This is a genomic window from Pectobacterium polaris, from assembly GCF_002307355.1.
Taxonomy (GTDB): Bacteria; Pseudomonadota; Gammaproteobacteria; order Enterobacterales; family Enterobacteriaceae; genus Pectobacterium; species Pectobacterium polare.
In genome coordinates this window covers 1,776,454-1,798,804 of the sequence record NZ_CP017481.1, presented here as the reverse complement: position 1 = coordinate 1,798,804, position 22,351 = coordinate 1,776,454, and the positions used below count along the sequence as shown (strand labels likewise).

The 22,351-nt window shown below is 49.3% G+C and carries 23 protein-coding genes and 1 pseudogene; 19 read left to right on the top strand and 5 right to left on the bottom strand.

All coding sequences use genetic code 11. From position 1 onward, the window contains the following. Positions 1-6 precede the first annotated feature (6 nt). The 4 genes and pseudogenes from BJJ97_RS08195 (at position 7) to BJJ97_RS22365 (ending at position 3,539) form a co-directional block, all read left to right on the top strand. Positions 7-1,281, top strand: a complete 1,275-nt coding sequence (locus BJJ97_RS08195) for a nucleotidyltransferase domain-containing protein (protein WP_095993611.1) — start codon at positions 7-9, stop codon at positions 1,279-1,281. 24 nt (positions 1,282-1,305) lie between these two features. Next, on the top strand, positions 1,306-2,985 hold the full coding sequence (locus BJJ97_RS22260) for a HesA/MoeB/ThiF family protein (RefSeq protein ID WP_227003575.1): 1,680 nt from the start codon (positions 1,306-1,308) through the stop codon (positions 2,983-2,985). Then, positions 2,982-3,350 (top strand): annotated as a pseudogene (locus BJJ97_RS22370) (Mov34/MPN/PAD-1 family protein); the annotation flags it as partial. The gene BJJ97_RS22260 and the pseudogene BJJ97_RS22370, both read left to right, overlap by 4 nt. A gap of 15 nt (positions 3,351-3,365) precedes the next feature. After that, the gene (locus BJJ97_RS22365; protein WP_264372099.1) at positions 3,366-3,539 is read left to right on the top strand and encodes a hypothetical protein; all 174 of its coding nucleotides are present in this window, start codon (positions 3,366-3,368) and stop codon (positions 3,537-3,539) included. Between the two features lie 8 nt (positions 3,540-3,547). Here the strand turns inward: BJJ97_RS22365 and BJJ97_RS08180 are convergent, their stop codons facing one another. After that, positions 3,548-4,108 (bottom strand): 3'-5' exonuclease, encoded by a 561-nt coding sequence (locus tag BJJ97_RS08180; RefSeq protein ID WP_095993609.1) that lies wholly within the window; start codon positions 4,106-4,108, stop codon positions 3,548-3,550. Positions 4,109-4,552: 444 nt separating this feature from the next. Here BJJ97_RS08180 and BJJ97_RS08175 point away from each other — a divergent pair, with 444 nt between their 5' ends. The 6 genes from BJJ97_RS08175 (at position 4,553) to BJJ97_RS08150 (ending at position 10,403) form a co-directional block, all read left to right on the top strand. Further along, positions 4,553-4,990 carry a diadenylate cyclase gene (locus BJJ97_RS08175; protein ID WP_095993608.1) on the top strand — a complete coding sequence of 146 codons (438 nt, stop codon included), beginning with the start codon at positions 4,553-4,555 and terminating at the stop codon, positions 4,988-4,990. Further along, positions 4,987-5,589: a Cap15 family cyclic dinucleotide receptor domain-containing protein gene (locus tag BJJ97_RS08170; RefSeq protein ID WP_095993607.1), complete on the top strand. Its 603-nt coding sequence runs from the start codon at positions 4,987-4,989 to the stop codon at positions 5,587-5,589. Before BJJ97_RS08175 ends, BJJ97_RS08170 begins: the two co-directional genes overlap by 4 nt. Positions 5,590-5,958: 369 nt before the next feature. After that, positions 5,959-7,164, top strand: coding sequence for a nucleotidyltransferase domain-containing protein (locus tag BJJ97_RS08165; RefSeq protein WP_095993606.1), 1,206 nt, complete (start codon positions 5,959-5,961; stop codon positions 7,162-7,164). Then, the gene (locus tag BJJ97_RS08160; protein ID WP_095993605.1) at positions 7,161-8,879 is read left to right on the top strand and encodes a ThiF family adenylyltransferase; all 1,719 of its coding nucleotides are present in this window, start codon (positions 7,161-7,163) and stop codon (positions 8,877-8,879) included. The genes BJJ97_RS08165 and BJJ97_RS08160 overlap by 4 nt, the downstream gene beginning before the upstream one ends. Beyond that, positions 8,866-9,333, top strand: coding sequence for a Mov34/MPN/PAD-1 family protein (locus tag BJJ97_RS08155; protein WP_227003574.1), 468 nt, complete (start codon positions 8,866-8,868; stop codon positions 9,331-9,333). The genes BJJ97_RS08160 and BJJ97_RS08155 overlap by 14 nt, the downstream gene beginning before the upstream one ends. Further along, positions 9,330-10,403 (top strand): SAVED domain-containing protein, encoded by a 1,074-nt coding sequence (locus BJJ97_RS08150; protein WP_095993603.1) that lies wholly within the window; start codon positions 9,330-9,332, stop codon positions 10,401-10,403. The genes BJJ97_RS08155 and BJJ97_RS08150 overlap by 4 nt, the downstream gene beginning before the upstream one ends. A gap of 144 nt (positions 10,404-10,547) precedes the next feature. Here BJJ97_RS08150 and BJJ97_RS08145 read toward each other — a convergent pair whose 3' ends face one another. The 4 genes from BJJ97_RS08145 to uxaC form a co-directional block, all read right to left on the bottom strand. After that, positions 10,548-11,078 carry a YgjV family protein gene (locus BJJ97_RS08145; protein ID WP_095993602.1) on the bottom strand — a complete coding sequence of 177 codons (531 nt, stop codon included), beginning with the start codon at positions 11,076-11,078 and terminating at the stop codon, positions 10,548-10,550. 104 nt (positions 11,079-11,182) lie between these two features. Continuing rightward, positions 11,183-12,673 (bottom strand): UxaA family hydrolase, encoded by a 1,491-nt coding sequence (locus BJJ97_RS08140; RefSeq protein WP_095993601.1) that lies wholly within the window; start codon positions 12,671-12,673, stop codon positions 11,183-11,185. Between the two features lie 19 nt (positions 12,674-12,692). Further along, positions 12,693-14,159: a tagaturonate reductase gene (locus tag BJJ97_RS08135; RefSeq protein WP_095993600.1), complete on the bottom strand. Its 1,467-nt coding sequence runs from the start codon at positions 14,157-14,159 to the stop codon at positions 12,693-12,695. A gap of 202 nt (positions 14,160-14,361) precedes the next feature. Next, positions 14,362-15,771 carry a glucuronate isomerase gene (gene uxaC, locus BJJ97_RS08130; RefSeq protein ID WP_095993599.1) on the bottom strand — a complete coding sequence of 470 codons (1,410 nt, stop codon included), beginning with the start codon at positions 15,769-15,771 and terminating at the stop codon, positions 14,362-14,364. Positions 15,772-16,186: 415 nt separating this feature from the next. On the opposite strand from uxaC, the gene BJJ97_RS08125 reads away from it, so the two are divergent. From BJJ97_RS08125 to BJJ97_RS08085, 9 genes are all read left to right on the top strand, one after another. Continuing rightward, positions 16,187-17,488, top strand: coding sequence for an MFS transporter (locus BJJ97_RS08125; RefSeq protein WP_095701525.1), 1,302 nt, complete (start codon positions 16,187-16,189; stop codon positions 17,486-17,488). Between the two features lie 209 nt (positions 17,489-17,697). Further along, entirely contained in the window at positions 17,698-18,474 is a 777-nt protein-coding gene (exuR, locus tag BJJ97_RS08120) for a transcriptional regulator ExuR (RefSeq protein ID WP_039303063.1), read from the top strand. Positions 18,475-18,932: 458 nt separating this feature from the next. After that, complete coding sequence (locus tag BJJ97_RS08115; protein WP_095701524.1) at positions 18,933-19,616, top strand: DedA family protein; 684 nt, start codon at positions 18,933-18,935, stop codon at positions 19,614-19,616. A gap of 2 nt (positions 19,617-19,618) precedes the next feature. Further along, positions 19,619-20,014, top strand: coding sequence for an EnvZ/OmpR regulon moderator MzrA (gene mzrA, locus BJJ97_RS08110; protein ID WP_095701523.1), 396 nt, complete (start codon positions 19,619-19,621; stop codon positions 20,012-20,014). 5 nt (positions 20,015-20,019) lie between these two features. Further along, on the top strand, positions 20,020-20,424 hold the full coding sequence (locus tag BJJ97_RS08105; RefSeq protein WP_095993598.1) for a DUF1090 domain-containing protein: 405 nt from the start codon (positions 20,020-20,022) through the stop codon (positions 20,422-20,424). Positions 20,425-20,599: 175 nt separating this feature from the next. After that, positions 20,600-20,905 carry a DUF883 family protein gene (locus BJJ97_RS08100; RefSeq protein WP_005971326.1) on the top strand — a complete coding sequence of 102 codons (306 nt, stop codon included), beginning with the start codon at positions 20,600-20,602 and terminating at the stop codon, positions 20,903-20,905. Positions 20,906-20,918: 13 nt separating this feature from the next. Further along, the gene (locus BJJ97_RS08095) at positions 20,919-21,314 is read left to right on the top strand and encodes a phage holin family protein (RefSeq protein WP_010298856.1); all 396 of its coding nucleotides are present in this window, start codon (positions 20,919-20,921) and stop codon (positions 21,312-21,314) included. Further along, positions 21,311-21,601 carry a YqjK-like family protein gene (locus BJJ97_RS08090; protein WP_095701521.1) on the top strand — a complete coding sequence of 97 codons (291 nt, stop codon included), beginning with the start codon at positions 21,311-21,313 and terminating at the stop codon, positions 21,599-21,601. The genes BJJ97_RS08095 and BJJ97_RS08090 overlap by 4 nt, the downstream gene beginning before the upstream one ends. 273 nt (positions 21,602-21,874) lie before the next feature. Next, positions 21,875-22,270: a DoxX family protein gene (locus tag BJJ97_RS08085; protein ID WP_010282928.1), complete on the top strand. Its 396-nt coding sequence runs from the start codon at positions 21,875-21,877 to the stop codon at positions 22,268-22,270. Positions 22,271-22,351 lie beyond the last annotated feature (81 nt).

Genomic DNA, 22,351 nt, shown 5'->3' with positions numbered 1-22,351 from the left:
AATGCCATGAATAAAACCAAAAGTGCTGAACTAGTGATCCACGCCGAACAAACACGTTTTGATCGATTGACGAACTCTTTTGAGTCGTATGCTGGTGTAATGGATGGCGTGGCGTCCGACTCTACAAGATCGCAGCCCGAATACAGGCATTGGGAAAAAGCATTAAATGAAGTGAATACGCACATCGCGGTGCGTGAAGAAGAAATCGAAGCTGCCAAGGAGGCTTATCAAGAAGTGGCTGAGCTACTCGCTGCCAATCTTTCGTGGCCACCCGAAGCCATATCAATTTTGCCTCAAGGCTCAGTCAGCACCAAAACCCTAATACGATCGCCCAACGGGGGGGAAAAATTTGACATCGATGCGGTATGTCAGGTCGATATATCTCGTATTGAAGCCTCAGAGCCTATGGTATTTTTTGAATCCATTGGTAAGGCTTTGATTGAACTTAATGCTCAAGCAAAAAGGCGTTGCTGGAATCTTCCTTTCCCAAAGCAACCGTTTTACCTAGAGTTCACTCCATCAGTACCATTGAATACTGTTCCTCAGAATATCTATGAATCCATGGCTCCGCGCTATCGTGCTGTTCGATACACGGAAACTGCATTGGCAGTGGTGGACACACCTACTACAAGCTGGAAAACCTCCAACCCGGCGGGCATGAGCAAGTGGGTAGACGATACCTCGAAGCGTGCTCTGATCCTTGTTCCAGGGATGGAGTCATTGGCTGAGGGCCGCTTTATGGATAGCATTTCACCAGTACCAGATCAAACAGTGGAAATTACCGATACCCTTAGAGTAGCCATTCGTCTGTTCAAACGTCATCGAGATATGTGCGTAAGGCGCGGCCTCATTGAAAGGGGGACCAAGCCGATCTCGGTGATTATTGTTACCTTACTGACCACTTGCTATGAAGGTTTGGCAGATCTGGAACGTGTGTTTCGGCACCCTGTGGAGGTGCTGGATGAGCTCGCGGTTTACATGCCGCACCTTTTACTTCAGCTTGACGGCAAGTACCGGGTGGATAATCCCACCGTTGAGGGTGAGAATTTTGCCGAGAAATGGAATGATGATGAGGGAGAGCGTTACCGATCATTTATGACTTGGTGCGATGCGCTGTCAGCAGATCTCAAAACTATTCTGGCATTAACTGAACCACAAGCTATTACCAAGCGTGTGCGGGAGGTGTTCGGTATTCCGGCACCAACTGGAGCGGGTAATGGGTTGCCCACAATCGAGATTCCAAAACCTAAAGCTACTCCGGTTACGACCGGGCTTGCTTGAGTAGTGGGGAAATTCAGTTTGACTATGAACTTGGCTCTCATTCGCCAGCAATTCCCAGATTTGCTGCCTTCAGCCCTTTACCGGGAAGGCGGTATAACTGCTTACCAATTGCAGTTACCTACTTTCGAGGAGGAAAGGGGGTTTAAGTGGGCCGAGTTACGTCTGCCTGCCGAATTCCCAGAGTGCGCTAAGGCATTCATTCAACTTTCCCCCGATGCGGTGCTGCGGCTTCCGCACCTTGATGGCGTTGGGGTTCTATGCATGGAAGGTGACCCAGGACCAGGCTCGGGTTACTCTACGGAAGAGAGAGTTCTTTATCTTCTAAATGCTTTTTTGGAGAATTTTCTCAAACCTTGGTTGAATGGCAGTTTGGATGGAGCTTTTGAGGCGGAAGTAATCAACTACTGGGCTATTGAGGTCGCTAGGGCTCGCTCACAATACGACCCTGTGAGAGCGGTTTGGACCTTAGATCCACCTCCCCAAAAGGCAATGATCAGGAGCGGTTTGCTCCTGACGCCGAATAGGATAATCGTGGCCGCGGATGAGGCCCTTCGCATCACCAATCGCGTGGTTCAGTCCGTGGGAGCTGAGCAACGTACTGCGGTGATGATTGCGGACGTCCCGATTTCATATGTACTTACCCCCAGTACCTGGCCTAAATCAATGGGTGATCTAGAGCGCATACTGAAAGGTCGCCTTCCTCCCTCGGACTATTCGAAGTTTCAGGTACACCGTAGTCGCCGCGGTCGAGAGATACATCGTGTAGTCTTATTGAGGAATGCTGAAATTGCTTTCGCGTATCTGCTTCCTGGTGGTCCGCCGACGATCCAGAATATCGGGAAGGGAAAATGGAAACGAAAGAAATCGTTTCCTTCTCTATCCAAAGTGCTGCCACTTAGCACGTCTCGCCTTGACCCAAATTGGACCGCCGGGCGAGATCAGCATCCAGAGGTTGACCAGCGGCAGGCAAAACATGTGCTGGTGTTAGGTGCAGGGGCTCTAGGTAGTTCGATAGTTGATCACCTTGCTAAGGCTGGAGTTGGAAGGATTTCTTTGGTTGATGCTGACACCATGTCTCCGCCAAATGTAGGACGACATCTACTTGGGGCGGAGTCTATCGGTGAGAACAAAGCATGGGCCGTGGCCAAACGAGTGAATTTGGCATTCCCTTCGACCGAGGTAGCACCATACTTTAAGAATACGGCAGCGTGGTTGAAAGAAAATTCTTTGGCTGAAGTGCACGCGGTGCTCGACCTCACCGGTGAGCCTGATGTGAGAATGCAAATTGAGAACGCTCGACAAAAGCATCCATGCCCGTTATTGATTGGTTGGATGGAGCCCTATGTGGCTGCTGCCCATGCTTGTTTTTTGCCGTCGGGACAATCGTGGCTGCAAGGCGCAATAGATCCGTTGTATAGCTTGCAGGCGGTGGAGTGGCCCGATGAGGTTATCCAACAAGAACCCGGGTGTAGTAGTCGGTTTCAGAGTTACACTGCCGCTGCAGCAGAACACGCCGTTGCTTTGATTGCTGAATGCGTTTTGGAAATGATTGACGCCTCAGTCGAATCAATTCTCCCTAAAGTGCGGAGCTGGGTGCGTGGGCAACTTTATTTGGATGAACATTGGCCGGGATTGAAACATAACGAGTGGGCGAGTATTGCATCTGAATTTGAAGGCTTGATTCTGACAAGACCATTTCCATGAGCAGGATCTTTTTCTATCCCGACAATAGTCAATATGTCATGTTTACAGATCAGGTTTTGGCACACATGTACAAACATGCTCAACGTTGTCTGTGGCAGAAGGAGGCAGGAGGGGAAATATTTAGCTCAGAGCCGAGCTCTCACGGTCTGATCATAAGTAACGCTATGGGGCCAAGTCCTGCCGACCAACGACGTAGGAATGCTTGGAATCCAGATGTGAAAGCCTCTGATAGGAACAGGCAAACTGAATTCGAACAATACAGACATGCAGTAGGTTTGTGGCATACACATCCAGAGAGTACTCCATCGCCGTCTTGGCGGGATCAGAAAACTACATGGGAGTACCTTGACTCCTTTGAGGGGGATAGGAGTCGTTATTTTATGGTGATTATCGGCAACCGCGGCAGCGTTCCAGCCATGACTGTCTGGGTGGCCATCGATCAGTCATCCCGTGACTGGATACAGCTAAGCGAAGCTAAAAGTCTCACTCAAGCAGATAATCTTAAGAAGGCCGATTACAACTTATTGCGGCTAAAGCAGGTAGCTGCCGAGTGAGGTATTCTTCATCTCTGTTGAAATGGTTTGATAGCCCTAATCAAGCGAAATATTTCCGCCTGATATTGAGCATCATCTAACGCCTCATGACGTTTTCCTTCATATTTGGAGTCAAGCCAAGTAGCCATCTGGCTTGAACGTGTCCCTGCCCAACTCGAGCCTGTTGTCCCCATAAAAAGCGCTTTGATATCCAGTGCGGTAAAACCAAAAGGGTTCGACTTCAGAAAGTAGTGGAAATAGTAATTGATGAACGACCAATCAAATGGGGCGTTCAGCCCGACAAATACGGGCACCCCGTCTGTACCCGTGACCGACTCTACCCAATCCTGAAATTGCATCATTGCAGTTTCAGGATTTAATCCCTTTAGTGCTAGGGTTTCCATGGACAGCCCTGTTACTGCCAGTGCCTCTGGATCGACGTTGTCCGAAATTGGCTTCAGTTCACACGAAAACACTTGTTCTGGATCGTAGACGTTACAGGCTCCGATCGTGAGCATGCTGTACACGCCGGGGATTGGGCCAGACGTCTCGACGTCGACCGAGATATAAACTTCACGCTTCTGGCTCATAGACCTGCTCGCTGAAATAAGAGTGGGAACGAGGTATACGATGCCACAAATTTATGTGTTTTGATGTAGGCATCAGAAGTGTAAAGTTTTAAGATAGTTTAGAGGCAGGACTGACCTCGCCCCGGTAGACGGTTCTGCCCTATAGTTTGTCGTGTCGGTCCATTCCGGCATCCCGGTTGCTGAAGCAGGAATGGGATTATGTGCTGTCGTGTGGACGGGTGAAGTCCACATATCGCAATACACAAATACAATAAAAAATTAAAATCAATGCGTTGAAAGATGATTGTAAAAGGAACACAACCTATCCATCAATGCATATCAATAGATACTCATACTTCTACTACTGAAAACTCATGCAATTGAAAATCAGCCCTTCCCTTATAAAAGAAGGTATCGGATAATGTGCATTAATCACTCACCCTAACAATAAGCATACAACAAATAATGACAAAAGAGTTACTGTATGAATTACTCCATGATATTTGGAAAATATCTAGCCATAGTGATTTCTCTGGAATCGGAGTAATTATTTGCAATGATACCAAAAACCTTTCTATAACAAATCTGCGGGATACAAACCCCATACAGGATGGTTCTACAATAGATTTACTTTCTAATATATCAAGTAAAGACAATAAATATCACGACGGTTTCCACATTTTAGATGAATTAGGAAATATTACACATATAGCACAATATTTCTCCCCTCAAGTAATACCTAACATTTGGTTTGAAAGATCAAGGTTTGTCGGTGGGCGTTTCGTTGCAGCGCTCTATGGTTCTTTTATCGAAGAAGTAAAATTTACAGGCATTGTAAGCGAAGGCGGGCGTCTTTCTATATTTGAGAATGGAAAGGAAACTCACTATGAGGAGTTACAATGATAAACTTAATTCCAATAGGAAAAGTTATATCCTTGATTGCTGTGGTCTATGCCGTTATATGCTGTCTGATTTTATGGATTTTATGGGCTGTATTCGATAAAAATATAACTTTTTCCTCTGCTATATCAATTGCAACAGGGGGCTCACTACTTCTCAATGTCCTTTTATTGTCATTGTTTTACTTTGGTTGGCGCCGGCTATGGAAAGCTTTACCTATATTAAACGATCTGCTCTTCCCTGATTTAAATGGAACCTGGGATATGGTTATCCATTGGGAATGGGGAGATAAAAAAGGTACATCACGAGCTAATGCAACGATTAAGCAATCCTTTCTTAAAATTGGAATGGATGTTGAAGCTGAAGGCTCAGACTCACAGACGTTGGTGGCTAAACCTAAGAAGGATGAAGAAACTGGGCGAGCAGTACTCTATTATGTCTTTTTAACAACTCCTAAACATAAAGCAAATTTTGACGAAGAAGCTCCGTATAGAGGAACGGCAATTCTTAAACTAAGCCTAAAAGGTAAACGCATACTTAATGGGAACTACTTCACAAGCCGTAAAACTGTTGGTCATTACGAGCTGACACGTATTGAGTAATCAGCAGTTAACGGTTCCTTGATTGTGACCACAAATCGATATGTTAGGAATAACTAAGGCATAGGCGCTGTTTTTTGCCAAACTGATGCTTTAATCATCAAGTTTTTTGGCTTCCACCATTGAACAGAACTCCGATAACCCCATATCCTACGTACGATTACGATGGCAATTTTGTAGACGATCATACAAACAAAACTTAAGCGGCTTATGCCATGGAAAAGTGTTCACTGTTTGTGAGCACTTATTCTCAAAAAGAAAGATCAGTGGATAAAAATAGTGAGCCAGAGCTAAGTTGGGATTTGACCGTCAAGATACAAATAGCTTCATATTTTATGATAGAACAACGACATAATCAGGGAGGGTAGAGGCATGCCAACAAAAAACGCCGAAGATTTTCTCACCGCTTTAGCCGAGGAGCTTGCAATCAGTGACTCACGATACGAGCAGGCATGTCGGAGCTATACATCACTTGGAGAATGGCTTCACCGTCCAGAGTCCGCCGTTGCCAAATACGATCCACAAGTTTACGTACAGGGTTCATTCCGACTAGGTACAGCGATTCGTCCTTTGAATGATGCAGAGGAGTACGATGTAGATTCTGTTTGCTTACTCCAAAGCCTCGGTACCAAGGATCTTACTCAGAGTAATTTAAAGACTCTGGTCGGCGATGAGATCAAAGCTTATCGTAAAGCTCAAAATATGGTTAAGCCCGTTCGTGAAGGTCGGCGTTGCTGGGTTCTGGACTATGCAGACGGCGCCCAATTTCACATGGATGTAGTCCCCTCTCTCCCTAACGCTACACAACAACGTATATTACTTGAGACTTATGGCTACGATCTCAAATGGTCCGAGACAGCAATGGTCATCACTGATCTCGAATCTCCTGTTTACCAGGTGCTTTCTGATGATTGGCAGCGATCAAATCCCAAGGGATATGCTGAGTGGTTCAAGCTGCGGATGAGAGATGTTTTTGAACAGCGGAGAAAAATGCTGGCGGAATCAATCAAAGCTAGTGTCGAGGAGATTCCTGACTACAAAGTTCGGACCCCGCTCCAGTCAGCGATAATGATCTTGAAACGCCACCGTGACGGTATGTTTGAAAAGCGTTACGACGAGCGCCCTATATCGATCATTATTACTACCCTTGCCGCGCATGCTTATAATGGTGAAGTAAAGATAGCCGATGCTCTCTACTCAATCCTTTCTCGAATGGACTCGTTTATCGAACGTGATGGGAATCGTTATATCATTCGTAACCCTTCCGACCCCCTCGAAAATTTTGCAGATAAATGGCCGAATCATCCTGAGAGAAAAGATGCGTTCTACGAGTGGCTCAACCGGGCTCGGCAAGATTTTGGAAATTTAGCACATCAGATTGAAAAACGCCGCTTAGTTGAAAGCGTCCAGCCTCATATGGGAGCGGTAGCAGACAGAGCTGCAACACGCCTTAGCCCTACGCCAGGATCAATGTTGCAACCAGCAACAGGAGTTGCAGCTCTGGGGGTTGCAGCAGCGAGCACACCGGCATTTCCAAATACTCGTCGGGAGCCAACTTCACCAAAGGGGTTTGCATGATTTGGTGGGTGGATCAGTCTATTCGTGTGCAGTCCGAACGTACCACCATTTCGGATCTGGAAGAGCGGAACACATGGCTCACGAATATAAAGTGGCATGTAGTCAGTAACTTGCGACTTGCTGCTGACTTTGATTTACAAGTTGCAGAACGGCTAATTCCGTTAACAATTACATACCCCGAATATTTCCCTGATGTTCCTCCTTCAGTCGTTCCACGGGATGGGAAACGTTTGTCTGATCATCAATATGGAGAGGCTGGAGAACTTTGTTTACAGTTTCGCTCAGATAATTGGACGCCCGAAATCACCGGCGCAATGATGATTGAAAGTGCCTATCGTTTACTTTTATCCGAGCAGGAGACTGGAGAACCCGCTCCATCAGAACATCGAGTCCTTCCCGCTCAGCGGGCAAGAAATTCCGTATTTCGTTTCCTTTACTCTCCAAGAGTCTTCGAAGGTTTGTTGATGGTAGAAGAGGGTCAGGTGGTCGATGCGGAAATTCAAGAGCACCTTTATGCTGGAGCTTTTGCAGCTCAGCTTACACGAATTGGACCTGTAGATGATTCTATGTGGATCGCACCGAACAGGCGTGGCTACGGGGCGAGTACTGTAGCGACTAAGATTATCCGTGTGCCCGAAGGCGCATCAGTCGCTTACGACAATCTTAATGAACTGGTTTCATTGCTTGAAAGCCACAACTTCGAATCTGTGCTCCCCGAATTATTACAGGTATCAGGTCCTTTAGGGCTTATTCTTTTCAATGGCACTAATCATCAGGTCTCAATGGCTTACGGTGCTTCAGACAATCGCAAACTGGTCAACTACGACAAAACTATTGTTGATATTGACCGTGTGCGTCTTGATCCCGAGTTTGCTCGTCTTAAAACTGCGAAAGTTGCAATAGTCGGTTGCGGATCCGTTGGGTCAAAAGTAGCCGTACATCTTGCTCGATCTGGTGTTGGGCAATTTGTACTCGTTGATGGAGATTTACTTGCTTCAGGGAATCTGGTTCGCAACGAGTTAGATTGGCGGGCCGTTGGTATGCATAAATCACAAGCACTGGCAGCCAGGCTTAAGGAAGTCAATGCCGAATGCGAAGTTATTAGCCGCACTACAGTTTTAGGTGGGCAAGAGAGTGGAGGAGCAACTTCTGCAACGATGAGATATATCGCAGAGAGCGATTTAATCATAGACGCAACCGCTGACCCGGTGGTTTTCAATCTTTGCGCATCAATTTCACGAAGGGCAAAGAAACCAATTTGCTGGGCACAAGTATTCGGCGGTGGGGCTGGCGGAATAGTCGTTCGACTACGCCCGGGTATAGATCCCACGCCACTTAGCGCCAGACAGCGGATAGAAAACTGGTATTCCGAGCAGGGCATAGCCTGGCCTGAAAGCGAGATTTCGCAGCCATACTCACAACTTGATGGCTCTGGGGAACCGCTAATTGCAGATGACGCCGATGTTTCCGTTATTGCAGCGCACTTATCTCGTTATGCAATTGATCTTCTCGTCCGCCCCAATTCGACAATTTTCCCTTATTCCGTCTACCTTATCGGAATGACTGACAGCTGGATATTCACCGCCCCATTTGACGTTAGACCAATTGATCTTGGAGAAAGTGATGGATGGGATATAGAAGTACAAGCAGGAGATCCCGAGGCTTACCAGCAATTGCTGGCCGACTTGTTCCCTAGAGAAAATGATGCAGGTTGAGATCGCTGAAAACGTCAAAGGCAAGCTGCGTAAAGCCCTCAAAGCCGCTGGCAGCAGAGAAATTGGTGGTGTGATGATGGGAGAGCAAATTGCTCCGGGCCATTTTCGAGTTGTTGACCTGTCGATTGATAGTCAGACTGGCGGGAAAGCTCACTTTGTTCGCGATTCAGAGACACATAAAGAAGCCCTAAATGCTTTTTTTCACAGAACAGGGCATCAATATGATCGATTCAACTACCTAGGAGAATGGCACTCTCATCCCTGTTTCTCAGTCACACCGAGCTCTCAGGACGTTTCCTCAATGACCGATTTGGTTGAAGGGGAAAGAGGGATCGAGTTTGCTGTATTGCTAATCGTCCGGTTGCGATGGTGGCGAAAGCTTACCCTATCTTGTACCTTATTCTGTCGAAATACTAACCCTTCAGTTGTTGAAGTTTTGGAGTCATCATCTTGATAAGCTATTTTCTGCGCTCACTAATTGACTGGGTCTTCAGGAAACGGTCTGTAGGCCTGGCTCTAGTCAGAATTGGAGTACCGCTCTTTGCAGTGGTTCTTACAGGATTGACTCTTGGTGTGACAATACCCTCATCCCAGGGCAACTATATTTTCAGTTGGGACTCTTCCGGTAGTGCTGGTGCGCTAAGTTGGGGCGTGTTTATCATCGCTATCATAATCGTCTTCTTAGGAATTTCACTGATTGTTCGAGATATCCGTAGTGAAAGCAGCAAGAAAGTGATCGTTATTGAAGCAAGAGGGCTGAGAGATTACCAGGGACAACCTTTAGCTTCCGCAGTTCCTTCATCAATACCGGGACGCCGTGAACAGGTGACAATTGACCTTAGAAAGGGGGGAATGGCCGATGGTGCGATCCTCAGTCCCGATGCAGCAATACGTCGGCTGACGAACCTCCCAGACGACTTAGCTCGAAGGTGTGATGGGCTGGACAGGTCAGATATATCATTCGTACTCGGTGGACTTGCACCAGTTCCATTTCTCTTTTTGCTCGGTGTTATTGTCGATGATGAGTCCCGAACATTAATCATGGACTGGGATCGGAGACAGCATACCTGGCGAGCGCTTACTGATGAAGATGATGGTAACCGTTTCGTTGTAACAGGACTTGATGCCATAAACACTACTGTAAAACGGGTAGCTCTCTGCGTGTCTGCATCTTACGATGTTCTTGAAGCTGATGTGCAAATGGTTGAAAGTGATGTTCCAATCATCAAAGCAGATTTAGTAGGACGTAATACTCATTCTCACTGGTCGGAATTTAAGCAGCAGCACCTCACGCAGCAATTTCTGGATATTGTCATGTCTTTAGCACAGCAAGGTATTGTCGAAATATCGCTATTTCTGGCGGCACCCGCGAGTCTCACGCTGCGATTGGGTACTATCTACGACAAACGTAATCTCCCTCGTATCGAAGTTAACCAATATGAAGCAAGTGACCCTAAGCGATTCCCCTGGGCGGTTCGAATGCCCGTAGCAGGTTTGCCCCAGGCTGAGTTGTTGGAACGATAAATTCCATGGATCTGCTATGGATGTTATGGGTTGTCGTTTATATGTATTAGTCGTGCCCAACTGACACGAGTTTTGGTTCTCCCCTTCCCTCTAACGCCGTTCGCTTCAAAACGAACGGCGTTATATTACGAGAAACACCTGAAATTACGCCTTATTTTCGACGCTGAAAGGATCGATGCCGCGCTGCTGCATACGCCAGAAGCGGATGATGTTAAAGCCGTTCATCAGCAGGAAACTGCCTTCAATCAACGATCCACCAATCGAGCCCAGCCAGATATTATGCACGACCCAGCAGGCGGTTGAGCACCACATCACGCAGCGCGTCGTCAACCCAGACGTACGAAACAGCGCCCAAGTACTGGCGACCGTGCCCGCTATCGGCAGCAGTTCCATCGCATGGTTCATGCCCGATAAACCAAAGAGCAGCGTCAGTGAGATAAAGACAAACATCACGAGGATGTTGTGCGTTTTCAGTGAGATTAATGTACGTGCGGAGTTCAACAATGCACTGGCACCTGCTGCATTTGCCCCCATCAGGAAGAAATGCAGGCCAATAACGGCGCTGTATGCCGAGAGCTGTATTTTGAATTTTTGATCGTTACGGTTGAAAAACATGGTGATGCCGACCATAAATGCCAGTACACCAACAGACTGGGCAATCCAATAATGTGTCATGATCCCTGCCTCTAAAAGTTGTAGCGAATAAAAGTTGTAGCGAAAAAAAACGGCGCCATCATAAAAATGAAACGCCGTTTTATTTTAATTGGAATGGATAGAATTTACAACGTCACGCCGCTCTTAAATATGGCTAATTCGCGGAAGTCGTTCACTTCGTTCTTCGTCCGCTTGCCGTCAGCAATCTCGACAATCAGCTCAACAAACTGGCTCAGCAATTCATCCATCGGTATGTCGTGAATCAGACGCCCCGCATCGAAATCAATCCAATGTGGTTTCTTCTTCGCCAGCTCGCTGTTGGTCGCCAGTTTTACGGTAGGCACGAATCCACCGTAAGGTGTGCCGCGTCCGGTACTGAACAGCACCATGTGGCAACCGGCACCCGCCAGCGCGCTGGTGGCAACGGCATCATTCCCCGGTGCGCTGAGCAGGTTGAGCCCTGGAGTATGTAAGCGCTCACCATATTTCAGCACGTCCACCACTTTGCTCTGTCCGGCTTTTTGCGTACAGCCCAGTGATTTCTCTTCCAGCGTGGTGATCCCGCCCGCTTTGTTACCCGGCGAGGGGTTCTCGTAAATCGGCTGGTTGTGTGCGATGAAGTACTGTTTGAAATCGTTCACCATGTGCACGGTTTTCTCAAACGTGGCTTCATCACGGCAGCGGCTCATCAGGATTCGTTCTGCACCGAACATTTCAGGCACTTCAGTCAGCACGGTGGTGCCGCCGTTAGCAATCAGATAGTCGGAGAAACGGCCTAACAGCGGGTTGGCAGTAATACCAGACAGCCCATCGGAACCGCCGCATTCCAGACCAAACTTCAGCTCGCTCAGCTTACCCGGCTCGCGTTTGTCATGGCGCATCTCCTCATACAGCGTATGCAGCCGTTCCAGACCGGCTTCAACTTCATCGTCCTGCTGCTGGCACACCATGAACGTCACGCGATCGGAATCAAAATCGCCCAGCGTCGTGCGGAAGGCGTCAACCTGATTGTTCTCACAGCCCAGACCGATCACCAGTACGGCACCCGCATTCGGGTGACGCACCATGTTTTGCAGCATCGTACGGGTGTTTTCGTGATCCTGACCGAGCTGTGAACAGCCGAAGGTATGACTGAACAGATAAACGCCGTCGATCCCTTCCGCATCGTTAGTTTCTTTCAGAAAACGCTGCTGAATCTGGCGAGCAATCCCGTTCACACAACCGACGGTGGGTAGGATCCACAACTCATTACGGATACCCACATCGCCATTTTTGCGACGATAGAGCTGCACATCCCGATTACCCATCTGCGGCGGCAGTTCGAGAAATTCAGGTTCATACTGATATTCATCCAGATCGCTCAGATTGGTTTTCGCATTCTGGGAATGGATGTGTTCTCCGGGAGCAATAGACACCAACGCATGGCCGATCGGCAGGCCATACTTGGTAATCATTTCTCCCGGTGCGATGGTTTCCAGCGCGAACTTATGTCCGCGCACGACAGGTTGCTGAAGTGTCACCGTATGGCTATCCACCGACACCGTTTCGCCTTGCTCGACATCACGCAGGGCGACAGCCACATTGTCCAGAGAATGAATTTTTATAATACTTTGCATGGATAACCCTTCTTACTGATTAGCAATAACCTTCCACGGCTGCGCGCATGCCACGCTCAACGATGGTTTGCAACTGTTCAGTCACCTGCGCAGCCAGACCAGGAACCAGTGTTAAATCCTGTTCCCAGTGATCGGCATCGCACAGTACGACATTCACCAGCTCAGCCAGGCTGACGGTGTTTTCTTTTACGCCCGCCCACAGCGTGGAGTAACGCTCCAGCCAGTGTGCATCGTCCTGCAACGGATAGGTTTGTAACGCATCGCCTTCACCGCTACGCTCGCCGCGATAGAATGCAATCAAGGCCGCCAGCGCAAACGTCAGGCGAGCAGGCAGCTCACCGTGGCGTTCACGGTAGGTCAGCAACTGCGGCAGAATACGGGTGCGGAATTTGGTCATGCCATTCAGCGAGATAGATAACAGCTGATGCTGAATGAACGGGTTACGGAAGCGGCTTAGCACAGCCTGAGCAAACGACGTCAGTTCGTCATGCGGCAAATCCAATACCGGCACAATCTCTTCGGCAATGGTCTTTTCCACGAATTTGCCAATCAGCGCATCATTCATTGATTCGCCAACGGTATCCAGACCTGCCAGGAATGCGACCGGCACCAGCGCAGTATGAGCACCGTTGAGAATCGCGACTTTACGTTCTTTGTACGGCTTGATGTCATCAACGATACGAACGTTCAGATCCAGCTTGTTCAGACGCAATTCTTCCGCCAGCCACTGTGGCCCCTGAATGACGAACAGGTAGAAGTGTTCCGCCGTATCCCAAAACGTATCCTGATAGCCCATTTCCTGCTGTAGTTCTTCCACTTCGGCACGCGGGTAACCTGTCACAATGCGGTCTACCAGCGTCGAGCAGAAGGTGTTGTGATCGTTCAGCCAGGCGGTAAACGTTGGCGTCAGTTTCCACTGTGCGGCATAGCGCAACACCAGTTCTTTCAGCGCCACGCCGTTATAATCAATCAGCTCGCACGGCAGCAGTACCCAGCCTTTATCCGCCGCGCCGTCAAAATGACAGAAGCGCTCATACAGCAGACGGGTTAATTTCGCAGGGAAGCTGACAGGCGGCGCATCGTTCAGACGGTCATCTGCGTGATAACTGATACCGGCTTCCGTGGTATTGGAGAACACGAAGCGGATATTCGGATCGTGCGCCAGCGCCAGATATTCATCGAACTGACGGTACACGTTAATTTCACGGTTGACCGAACGGATCAGGCGGGGTTCGCGAACCGCCTCGCCCTGCTCGTTCAGACCACGAATAATAGTGGTGTACAACCCATCCTGCGTGTCCAGCGCGGGCGGGAAATCGGAATCGATCGGGCGAACCACGACAATACCCGCATCCAGATCGGTGTGCTCATTCAGCAAATCCAACTGCCAGTCGATGAAAGCGCGCAGGAAGTTGCCTTCACCAAACTGGATAACACGATCTGGGTGCTGACGACCGGGGAAGTTACGACGATTTAACGTTTGCATTAACAGGCTACCTTAGGACGAATCTCACATTCAGGGCACGACCGATCAATCACCGTCATCCTTGCCCTATATTCATATTCACCCGCACCACATAACTACGCGTGCCGATGACAAAAGACCGAGACACCGAGAGCCGCGGCGTAAGCCCCTTTAGGAATCTTACTGCCGCGTCCCTCGCGCAACTCACACCTACGCGGTGGAATTACAGCTCGATGGCAAAATAGTTTTTAGCGTTATCGAAACTGATGTTTTTCACCATTTCGCCCAGCAACGGCAGGTCGGCTGGCGCTTCTCCATCTTCCACCCAGCGGCCAATCATCTGGCACAGGATGCGGCGGAAATATTCATGGCGGGTGTAAGACAGGAAGCTGCGGCTATCGGTCAGCATGCCGACGAAGCGGCTCAGCAGACCAAGCTGTGCTAACTGGGTCATCTGACGTTGCATGCCGTCCTTCTGATCGTTGAACCACCAGCCGGAACCGAACTGCATCTTGCCCGGCATCCCTTCGCCCTGGAAGTTACCGATCATGGTGCCAAGCACTTCGTTATCACGCGGATTCAGGCAGTAAAGGATGGTTTTCGGCAGCAGGTTTTCTTCATTCTGCTTGCTGAGCAGGCGAGACAGTTCCTGAGCCAGCGGACGGTCATTGATGGAATCGAAGCCCACATCCGGCCCCAACAGCTTGAACTGACGCAGGTTGTTGTTGCGCAGTGCGCCAATGTGGTACTGCTGAACCCAGCCGCGACGGGCATATTCCGCACCCAGCCAGACCAGAACGCCAGTCTTGAACTGTGCCACTTCATGTTCACTTAGCGTTTCGCCAGCAAGGCGACGCGCCAGAATTTTATCCAGCGCGGCGTCATCGGCTTCGGCAAACATCACCACATCCAGCGCATGGTCAGACACTTTACAGCCGTGTGCGGCGAAGTGATCCAGACGCTTGGTGAGCGCCGTTTGCAGATCGCTGAAACGACGAATATCGGTGTCAGAGACTTCACCCAGTTTCGCCATGTAGTCGTTGAAGGTTGCCAGCTCAATGTTGAACGCTTTATCCGGGCGCCAGCTCGGCAACACTTTGATAGAGAAGCTTGAATCCTGAGCAACGGTCTTATGGTGGCGCAGATCGTCAATCGGATCGTCTGTCGTACCAACCATTTTCACGTTCATCTGCTGCATGATGCCGCGCGCGGTAAAGTCATCGCGCTCCAGCATGGTATTACAGCGATCCCAAATGTCTTTTGCCGTGCTTGGCGACAGCAGCGTGCCGGTGATGCCGAACGGACGACGCAGTTCCAGATGTGTCCAGTGGTAAAGCGGGTTGCCGATGGTGTGCGGCACGGTAGCGGCCCAGGCTTCAAATTTTTCCCAATCGCTGGCATCACCCGTACACAAACGCTCAGGCACGCCATTGGTGCGCATCGCACGCCACTTGTAGTGATCGCCTTTCAGCCAGATGTCATACAAATTTTTGAAGCGATAGTTTTCCGCGATCTGCTCAGGCGGCAAATGGCAGTGATAGTCAAATATCGGTTGGTCGACGGCATACTCATGATAAAGACGACGGGCAAATTCACTGTCTAACAGAAAATCTTCACTCATAAACTGGGGCATGTTCTCTTCCTTACCGTGCTTCTTGTGCACCAAATTAGTTAACCGTTAAAAGATATCACACCAATTATGCGCGATATCTCACAGTATTTGTGAGGTCATGATCGCAAAAATGTAACAAATAGTACAATAACCCAGCATTTATTGCCGTAAACGGCCTGTCTCTCTCGGTTTAAACGAGGAATTCGCTATTCCATATAAAAATAATGGTTTTGTGATGTCACTCAACTTTTAAAGTTGTATGACAAATTATTGTAGCGCTGCCTTAAGCAGGGATTCAATCGCTATCTCACAAAGAGAAGGGTTTTCCTGTTCAGCACAACAACAAAACGTGTCGCACGACATCACAAGACACATCACACCCTGAGGCCACTCAAGAGCCATTACGGTGTTTTTTATTGACTCGGAGAGAAAGTAAATGCGTAAAATCAAAGGATTACGCTGGTATATGATCGGCCTGGTGACCATTGGCACCGTGCTGGGATATCTGACGCGTAATGCAATGTCTGTTGCCGCACCGACGCTACAAGATCAGTTGCACATCACGACACAGCAGTATTCTTACATCGTTGCTGCCTACTCAGCTTGTTATACCATTATGCAGCCCATCGCTGGCTATGTACTGGATTTGCTTGGCACAAAAATCGGCTATGCCATGTTCGCCATTCTGTGGGCCATCTGCTGTATGGGTACCGCGCTGGCAAACAGCTGGGGGGGTTTAGCGATCGCCCGTGGCGCTGTCGGTATGGCAGAAGCGGCCATGATCCCTGCTGGCCTGAAAGCCAGTAGCGAATGGTTTCCGGCAAAAGAGCGCTCTGTTGCAGTGGGTTACTTCAACGTGGGGTCATCCATCGGCGCCATGATCGCGCCACCGCTGGTCGTGTGGGCGATTGTGGCGCACAGCTGGGAAATGGCCTTTATCATTACCGGTGTGCTGAGCCTGATCTGGGCTCTCTGCTGGCTCGTTTTCTATAAGCACCCAAAAGATCAGAAAAAACTCAGCGACGAAGAGCGCGACTACATTCTTAGCGGGCAGGAAGCACAGCACCAAACCAATAACGCGAAAAAAATGTCCGCCTTGCAGATCCTGCGTAACCGTCAATTCTGGGGTATCGCACTGCCGCGTTTTCTGGCTGAACCCGCCTGGGGAACGTTCAACGCGTGGATCCCGCTGTTCATGTTCAAAGCCTACGGCTTTAACCTGAAAGAAATCGCCATGTTCGCCTGGATGCCGATGCTGTTCGCCGATATCGGCTGCATTCTGGGCGGTTACTTGCCAATGCTGTTCCAAAAACACTTCAAAGTGAACCTGATCGTTTCTCGCAAAATGGTCGTCACGATGGGCGCGGTACTGATGATTGCACCGGGTATGATCGGGCTGTTCTCCAGTCCTTATGTCGCCATCGCTCTGCTGTGCGTCGGTGGTTTTGCGCACCAGTCGCTGTCCGGCGCGCTGATTACGCTGTCGTCTGACGTATTTGGCCGTAATGAAGTGGCCACAGCGAACGGTTTAACCGGGATGGCAGCCTGGATGGCAAGCACCATGTTTGCTCTGGTTGTGGGCGCACTGGCCGACACGATGGGCTTCAGCCCGCTGTTCGCGGCACTGGCCGTCTTTGACCTGTTGGGTGCTATCGTCATCTGGACCGTGTTGAAAAACCAACCGGCATCAGAAGTCGCCGCCGCAGCTGAAACATTGAAAGAAGCCAACCAACACTGATAATCCCTGCATTATCCTGGCTCATCCGGTATGATCTGCGACTGGGTGAGCCACCTCCCTCCGATAACACACCGCGCTAACTGTGACCACAACATTGGTTGCTGCTATGATTAAGTGGTATAACAAATCATCCCTGAAAGATTAACGAGATAGACACTCAGGCCCTGACGTGGCACATGGACCGTCATCTATCGAGAGTAGACATCATCATGGCACTCACTGAACCCCGACGGCTATACCAGCAGTTAGCCGCAGAATTAAAACAGCGCATTGAAAGCGGTATGTATCAGGTCGGCGAAAAATTACCGGCAGAGCGCTATATTTCTGAAGAAATGAACGTCAGCCGCACTGTGGTGCGCGAAGCCATCATTATGCTGGAAGTCGAAGGGTACGTTGAAGTACGCAAGGGTTCAGGCATTCACGTTATTTCCAACCAGCAGAAGAATCCGTTCATTAATAGCGGCGATATTGAATTCGTTGCAGCGGGTCCATTTGAGCTGCTTCAGGCTCGCCAACTCATTGAAAGCAACATTGCTGAATTTGCGGCCACGCAGGTGACCCGTCAGGACATCATCCAACTGATGGAGATTCAGGAATACGCGCGACAAGAAGATCGCTTCCGTGATTCTCAGTGGGACCTCAAATTCCACGTTCAGGTCGCGCTGGCAACACAGAACTCCGCTATGGCGACCATCGTCGAGAAAATGTGGAGCCAACGGATTCATAATCCTTACTGGCGCAAACTGCATGAGCACATTGACGACAAGTCGATTGAAAGCTGGTGCGAGGAACACGACCGCATCCTTAAGGCACTGATTCGCAAAGATCCTTATGCAGCCAAACTGGCAATGTGGCAACATCTGGAAAACACCAAACAGATGCTATTTCGCGCCACAACGGATGATTTCGAGTTTAACGTCGACCGTTATATGTTCGCCGAGAATCCGGTCGTCCACCTCGACCAGATACACACGGGCAAGTCCTAAATGTGCATCCTCCCCTTCGTTTTACGCGAAGGGGAAAAATTTTGAACCAGGGGGAAAAAGTCAGAAAACGTTGATTTCTGTCAGCGAGTGTAAAATATCGCAGAAATCCCCACTCTTCTTCGAAAAATCCCCCTAAACCGCCCCAGTTGTCGTAATATTTTTCTGTCTCAGGAACACCTATTTTGTTACAGTTAACGCGTCTTTCTTACGCTTAATCCGCCGGTTTGGATGCAAAGTCTGCCAAGACCAAACAATCCCCAAGCTGCCTGTTTATCGGGCTCGCAGCGAAAAGCGAGCATCAAGTCAGACGCCAGCTCCACTATCAGGCAGAAAAAACAGAGATCATCAAAAAATCATAATCCTGTGCCCTGATAACACTGTATTCACTCTTATCATGTCCAGAAGCGTGCGTGATTGTCGCCAAGGCTAAAATGCAACAGCAGTATTAGGAATACCGGATGGAATTAATCAAAGAACTGTTAAACGCACTCTGGCATCAGGATTTCGATATTTTAGCCGACCCAAAGTTGGTATGGACCATCTACATATTACTGTTTCTGATTATCTTTCTGGAAAATGGCCTGCTCCCAGCGGCTTTCCTGCCCGGCGATAGCCTGCTCATTTTGGTCGGCGTCCTCGTCGCCAAGGGCACAATGAATTACCCTTTTACGATATTTCTCCTGACGACGGCGGCCAGCCTCGGCTGTTGGGCCAGCTATATTCAGGGGAAATGGCTTGGCAATACGGGAGTGGTTCAGGGCTGGCTATCACATTTGCCCGCGCACTATCACCAACGCGCCCACCAGCTCTTCCATCGTCATGGTCTGTCCGCGCTTTTAGTGGGCCGTTTTCTGGCTTTTGTCAGAACGTTACTCCCAACCATCGCAGGCTTGTCTGGCCTGAATAACGCACGCTTTCAGTTCTTTAACTGGATGAGCGGGTTCCTGTGGGTATTTATTCTGGTTACGCTGGGCTATGCCTTAGGGAAAACAACCGTCTTCCTGAAATATGAAGACGAGCTGATGCTCTGCCTGATGATACTGCCGCTGGCCCTGCTGTTTATCGGCCTGTTTGGATCGCTTTTTGTCTTGTGGCGTAAAAAACGTGACGATAAAACAAATAATGCAGAAAAGGGGAGCTAACCGTGTCAATTCGCGGGTTATTCTCTAGGCTCTTCTCCAGAAAAGCAGGTCGCATACTGCTACTGCTTGCTCTACCGATGATTGCATTGACGCAGTCCCAGTCACTACGCCGTTCCCAGGACGATGCTATGCTACACATCAAGCCTTATGACGGTGCCGCGTTGCCCGATGGCTTTTACGTGTATCAGCGTCTCAACGAAAAAGGGATTGCGATCAAAAGCATTACGCCAGAGCAAGATAGCCTGATCGTCCGTCTTGCCTCGCCAGAACAGAGTATCGCTGCCAGAGATGTCCTGCGTTTGTCTCTACCCAAAGTCACGATTACCGCGCAGCAAGTGACAACCCCGACACCGTTCTGGCAGCAGAAACTGACACAGAAACAATCCAAACTGGGGTGACGACTATGAAATTATTTCCATCGAAACTATCTCCATCCATTATTGCATTATCTGTCCTGCTTTCCGGTCATGCACTGGCGAATACCGCCAATCAGGTAGAGACCTGTCAGCAGAAAGCACAAGATATTCAGCGCCAAATCGATGAAGCGCGTAAGCATGGCAATCAGAACCGTATCAACGGGTTAGAGAAGGCGTTGGACGGCGTGAAAACCCACTGTACGGATGCTGGACTGGCAGAGAAACGTCAAGAAGCGATTGCGGAAAAACGCAAAGACGTTGCTGAACGGCAGCAGGAACTGAATGAAAGCCGCCAGAAAGGGGATGACGCCGAGAAAATCCTCAAGCGCGAAAGAAAGCTGGCTGAAGCCGAGCAGGAATTGCATGCAGCGGAACGTGGCACGTCGCAATAACCCATCGCCACATTGTCCCTACAAAACACACGTCAACTGTTCATTTTATATTCAAAAACCAAATCACTAAAATTTACAGCGAGTTATCAGAATTGTCCGTACCCGTTTGGGGCGGCATAAATCTCAGCTTCAGCTATAGTTAACGTTCAGGTTTATAACATGAAGGGTTATTAATATGGCTAAAGATCAAAATTCTGAGTACCTACGCGCCGAATTGAAATCACTGGCGGACACGCTGGAAGAAGTATTAAGCACCTCCAGCGATAAATCTAAAGCGGAACTCGACAAGCTGCGTAATAAGGCAGAAAGCGCGCTGAAAGAAACTCGCAGTCGCCTGAGCGATACGGGTGAGCGCATCGCTTCCCAAACCAAAGAAGCGGTTGAATCGGCGGACGATTATGTACGCCAGAATCCGTGGACCGGTGTCGGCATTGGCGCAGCAGTCGGTGTCGTGCTTGGCGTCCTGCTGTCTCGTCGCTAATTAGCGGATTGCTATGACGGATAAATCACAACAAGGCCCCGCAAGCGGGGTCATGGCTTCTGCTCAGCGCATCATCTCTATTATTGTCAGCATGGTGGAAAGCCGCGTTCGACTGGCCGTTATTGAATTAGAGGAAGAGAAAGCCAATCTGATTCAATTGCTGATTATGGTCGGCCTGACGCTGCTTTTTGCCGCTTTTGGCATTATGAGCCTGATTGCGCTGATCATCTGGGGTATCGATCCACAATATCGTCTCTTTGCGCTGGGGTGTATTACCGCCACATTGCTCGGACTGGCGCTGATAGGCGGCATATGGACACTCGTGAAGGTACGTCGTTCCACCTTGCTCAAAGCGACGCGTAAGGAGCTGGCGACCGACAGATCGCTGCTGGAGGAAGATCCCAAGTGAACCAGCGTCAGCAGCGAGACAGAGAAAAAGCCCAGCTACTGCGCCAGATACAGCAGCAGCGGCTGGACTTATCGGCAGGTAAGAAGCATTGGTTGGATACCACCGTCCGTTATGATCGCGGCTGGCAAAGCCTGATGCAGTGGCGTAAATACTGGATCGTGGGCTCCAGCCTCGTAGCACTCTATGGCGTGCGCCATCCCAGCCGCATGATTCGTTGGGGACGCCGCCTTGTCGGGCTGTGGGGCACAGTCAGACTCGTCCGCAAAACGTTTGAGCCACGTCCGTAATCCTTACTATCGCTTCGACTATCTGTCTTATCTATACACTACTTTTCATCTGACTTTTACCTAACGCGCTCATGTTATTACAGCGCGTTCTTGCACAGTTCACTGAACATCAATTTTTCTGAAATACAGCAACAATTATACTCGCTGGCAGAGCAAATCATCTCTCTATACTATCTGCCCATAACCTGATGGCGGGCCAGGTTTTCAGACCACACCTGCTACAACAAACAAAACAGGGCAATATAGCCCACAACAAAATTAATTGGAGAGATGATGAAAAATTTAGAAAGCACTGCACTGCTGGTTGCACGTATCTTAATGCCAATTCTGTTTATCGTTGCAGGTTACGGTAAGCTGGGTGATGCCTATGCAGGCACACAACAATACATGCAGGCGATGGGCGTTCCGTCCTTCCTGCTGCCGCTGACCATTCTGCTGGAACTGGGTGGTGGTCTGGCGGTTCTGTTCGGTCTGCTGACGCGTACCGTCGCGCTGTTCACTGCCGGCTTTACGCTGCTGACTGCACTGATTTTCCACTCTAACTTTGCGGAAGGCATGAACCAACTGATGTTCATGAAAAACCTGACCATCGCTGGCGGCTACCTCCTGCTGGCTGTCACTGGCCCAGGCGCATTCAGTATCGACCGCCTGCTGGGCAAAAAGTGGTAAGACGAGCCTCTTCCGGCCTGTACTACACTTAATAGTCGAATAACGAATGAGACGGCAAGCAGATAAGGCTTGCCGTTGTTT

Bases quoted from the DNA above. Each gene is read 5' to 3' on its own strand.
- BJJ97_RS08170 (WP_095993607.1), top strand. From the start codon at position 4,987: ATGATAAACTTAATTCCAATAGGAAAAGTTATATCCTTGATTGCTGTG.
- BJJ97_RS08105 (WP_095993598.1), top strand. From the start codon at position 20,020: ATGAAATTATTTCCATCGAAACTATCTCCATCCATTATTGCATTATCT.
- BJJ97_RS08175 (WP_095993608.1), top strand. From the start codon at position 4,553: ATGACAAAAGAGTTACTGTATGAATTACTCCATGATATTTGGAAAATA.
- BJJ97_RS08115 (WP_095701524.1), top strand. From the start codon at position 18,933: ATGGAATTAATCAAAGAACTGTTAAACGCACTCTGGCATCAGGATTTC.
- BJJ97_RS22260 (WP_227003575.1), top strand. From the start codon at position 1,306: ATGAACTTGGCTCTCATTCGCCAGCAATTCCCAGATTTGCTGCCTTCA.
- exuR (WP_039303063.1), top strand. From the start codon at position 17,698: ATGGCACTCACTGAACCCCGACGGCTATACCAGCAGTTAGCCGCAGAA.
- BJJ97_RS08195 (WP_095993611.1), top strand. From the start codon at position 7: ATGAATAAAACCAAAAGTGCTGAACTAGTGATCCACGCCGAACAAACA.
- uxaC (WP_095993599.1), bottom strand. From the start codon at position 15,771: ATGCCCCAGTTTATGAGTGAAGATTTTCTGTTAGACAGTGAATTTGCC.
- BJJ97_RS08135 (WP_095993600.1), bottom strand. From the start codon at position 14,159: ATGCAAACGTTAAATCGTCGTAACTTCCCCGGTCGTCAGCACCCAGAT.
- BJJ97_RS08160 (WP_095993605.1), top strand. From the start codon at position 7,161: ATGATTTGGTGGGTGGATCAGTCTATTCGTGTGCAGTCCGAACGTACC.
- BJJ97_RS08145 (WP_095993602.1), bottom strand. From the start codon at position 11,078: ATGACACATTATTGGATTGCCCAGTCTGTTGGTGTACTGGCATTTATG.
- BJJ97_RS08085 (WP_010282928.1), top strand. From the start codon at position 21,875: ATGAAAAATTTAGAAAGCACTGCACTGCTGGTTGCACGTATCTTAATG.
- BJJ97_RS08125 (WP_095701525.1), top strand. From the start codon at position 16,187: ATGCGTAAAATCAAAGGATTACGCTGGTATATGATCGGCCTGGTGACC.
- BJJ97_RS08140 (WP_095993601.1), bottom strand. From the start codon at position 12,673: ATGCAAAGTATTATAAAAATTCATTCTCTGGACAATGTGGCTGTCGCC.
- BJJ97_RS22365 (WP_264372099.1), top strand. From the start codon at position 3,366: ATGGTGATTATCGGCAACCGCGGCAGCGTTCCAGCCATGACTGTCTGG.
- BJJ97_RS08180 (WP_095993609.1), bottom strand. From the start codon at position 4,108: ATGAGCCAGAAGCGTGAAGTTTATATCTCGGTCGACGTCGAGACGTCT.
- BJJ97_RS08100 (WP_005971326.1), top strand. From the start codon at position 20,600: ATGGCTAAAGATCAAAATTCTGAGTACCTACGCGCCGAATTGAAATCA.
- BJJ97_RS08095 (WP_010298856.1), top strand. From the start codon at position 20,919: ATGACGGATAAATCACAACAAGGCCCCGCAAGCGGGGTCATGGCTTCT.
- BJJ97_RS08165 (WP_095993606.1), top strand. From the start codon at position 5,959: ATGCCAACAAAAAACGCCGAAGATTTTCTCACCGCTTTAGCCGAGGAG.
- BJJ97_RS08155 (WP_227003574.1), top strand. From the start codon at position 8,866: ATGATGCAGGTTGAGATCGCTGAAAACGTCAAAGGCAAGCTGCGTAAA.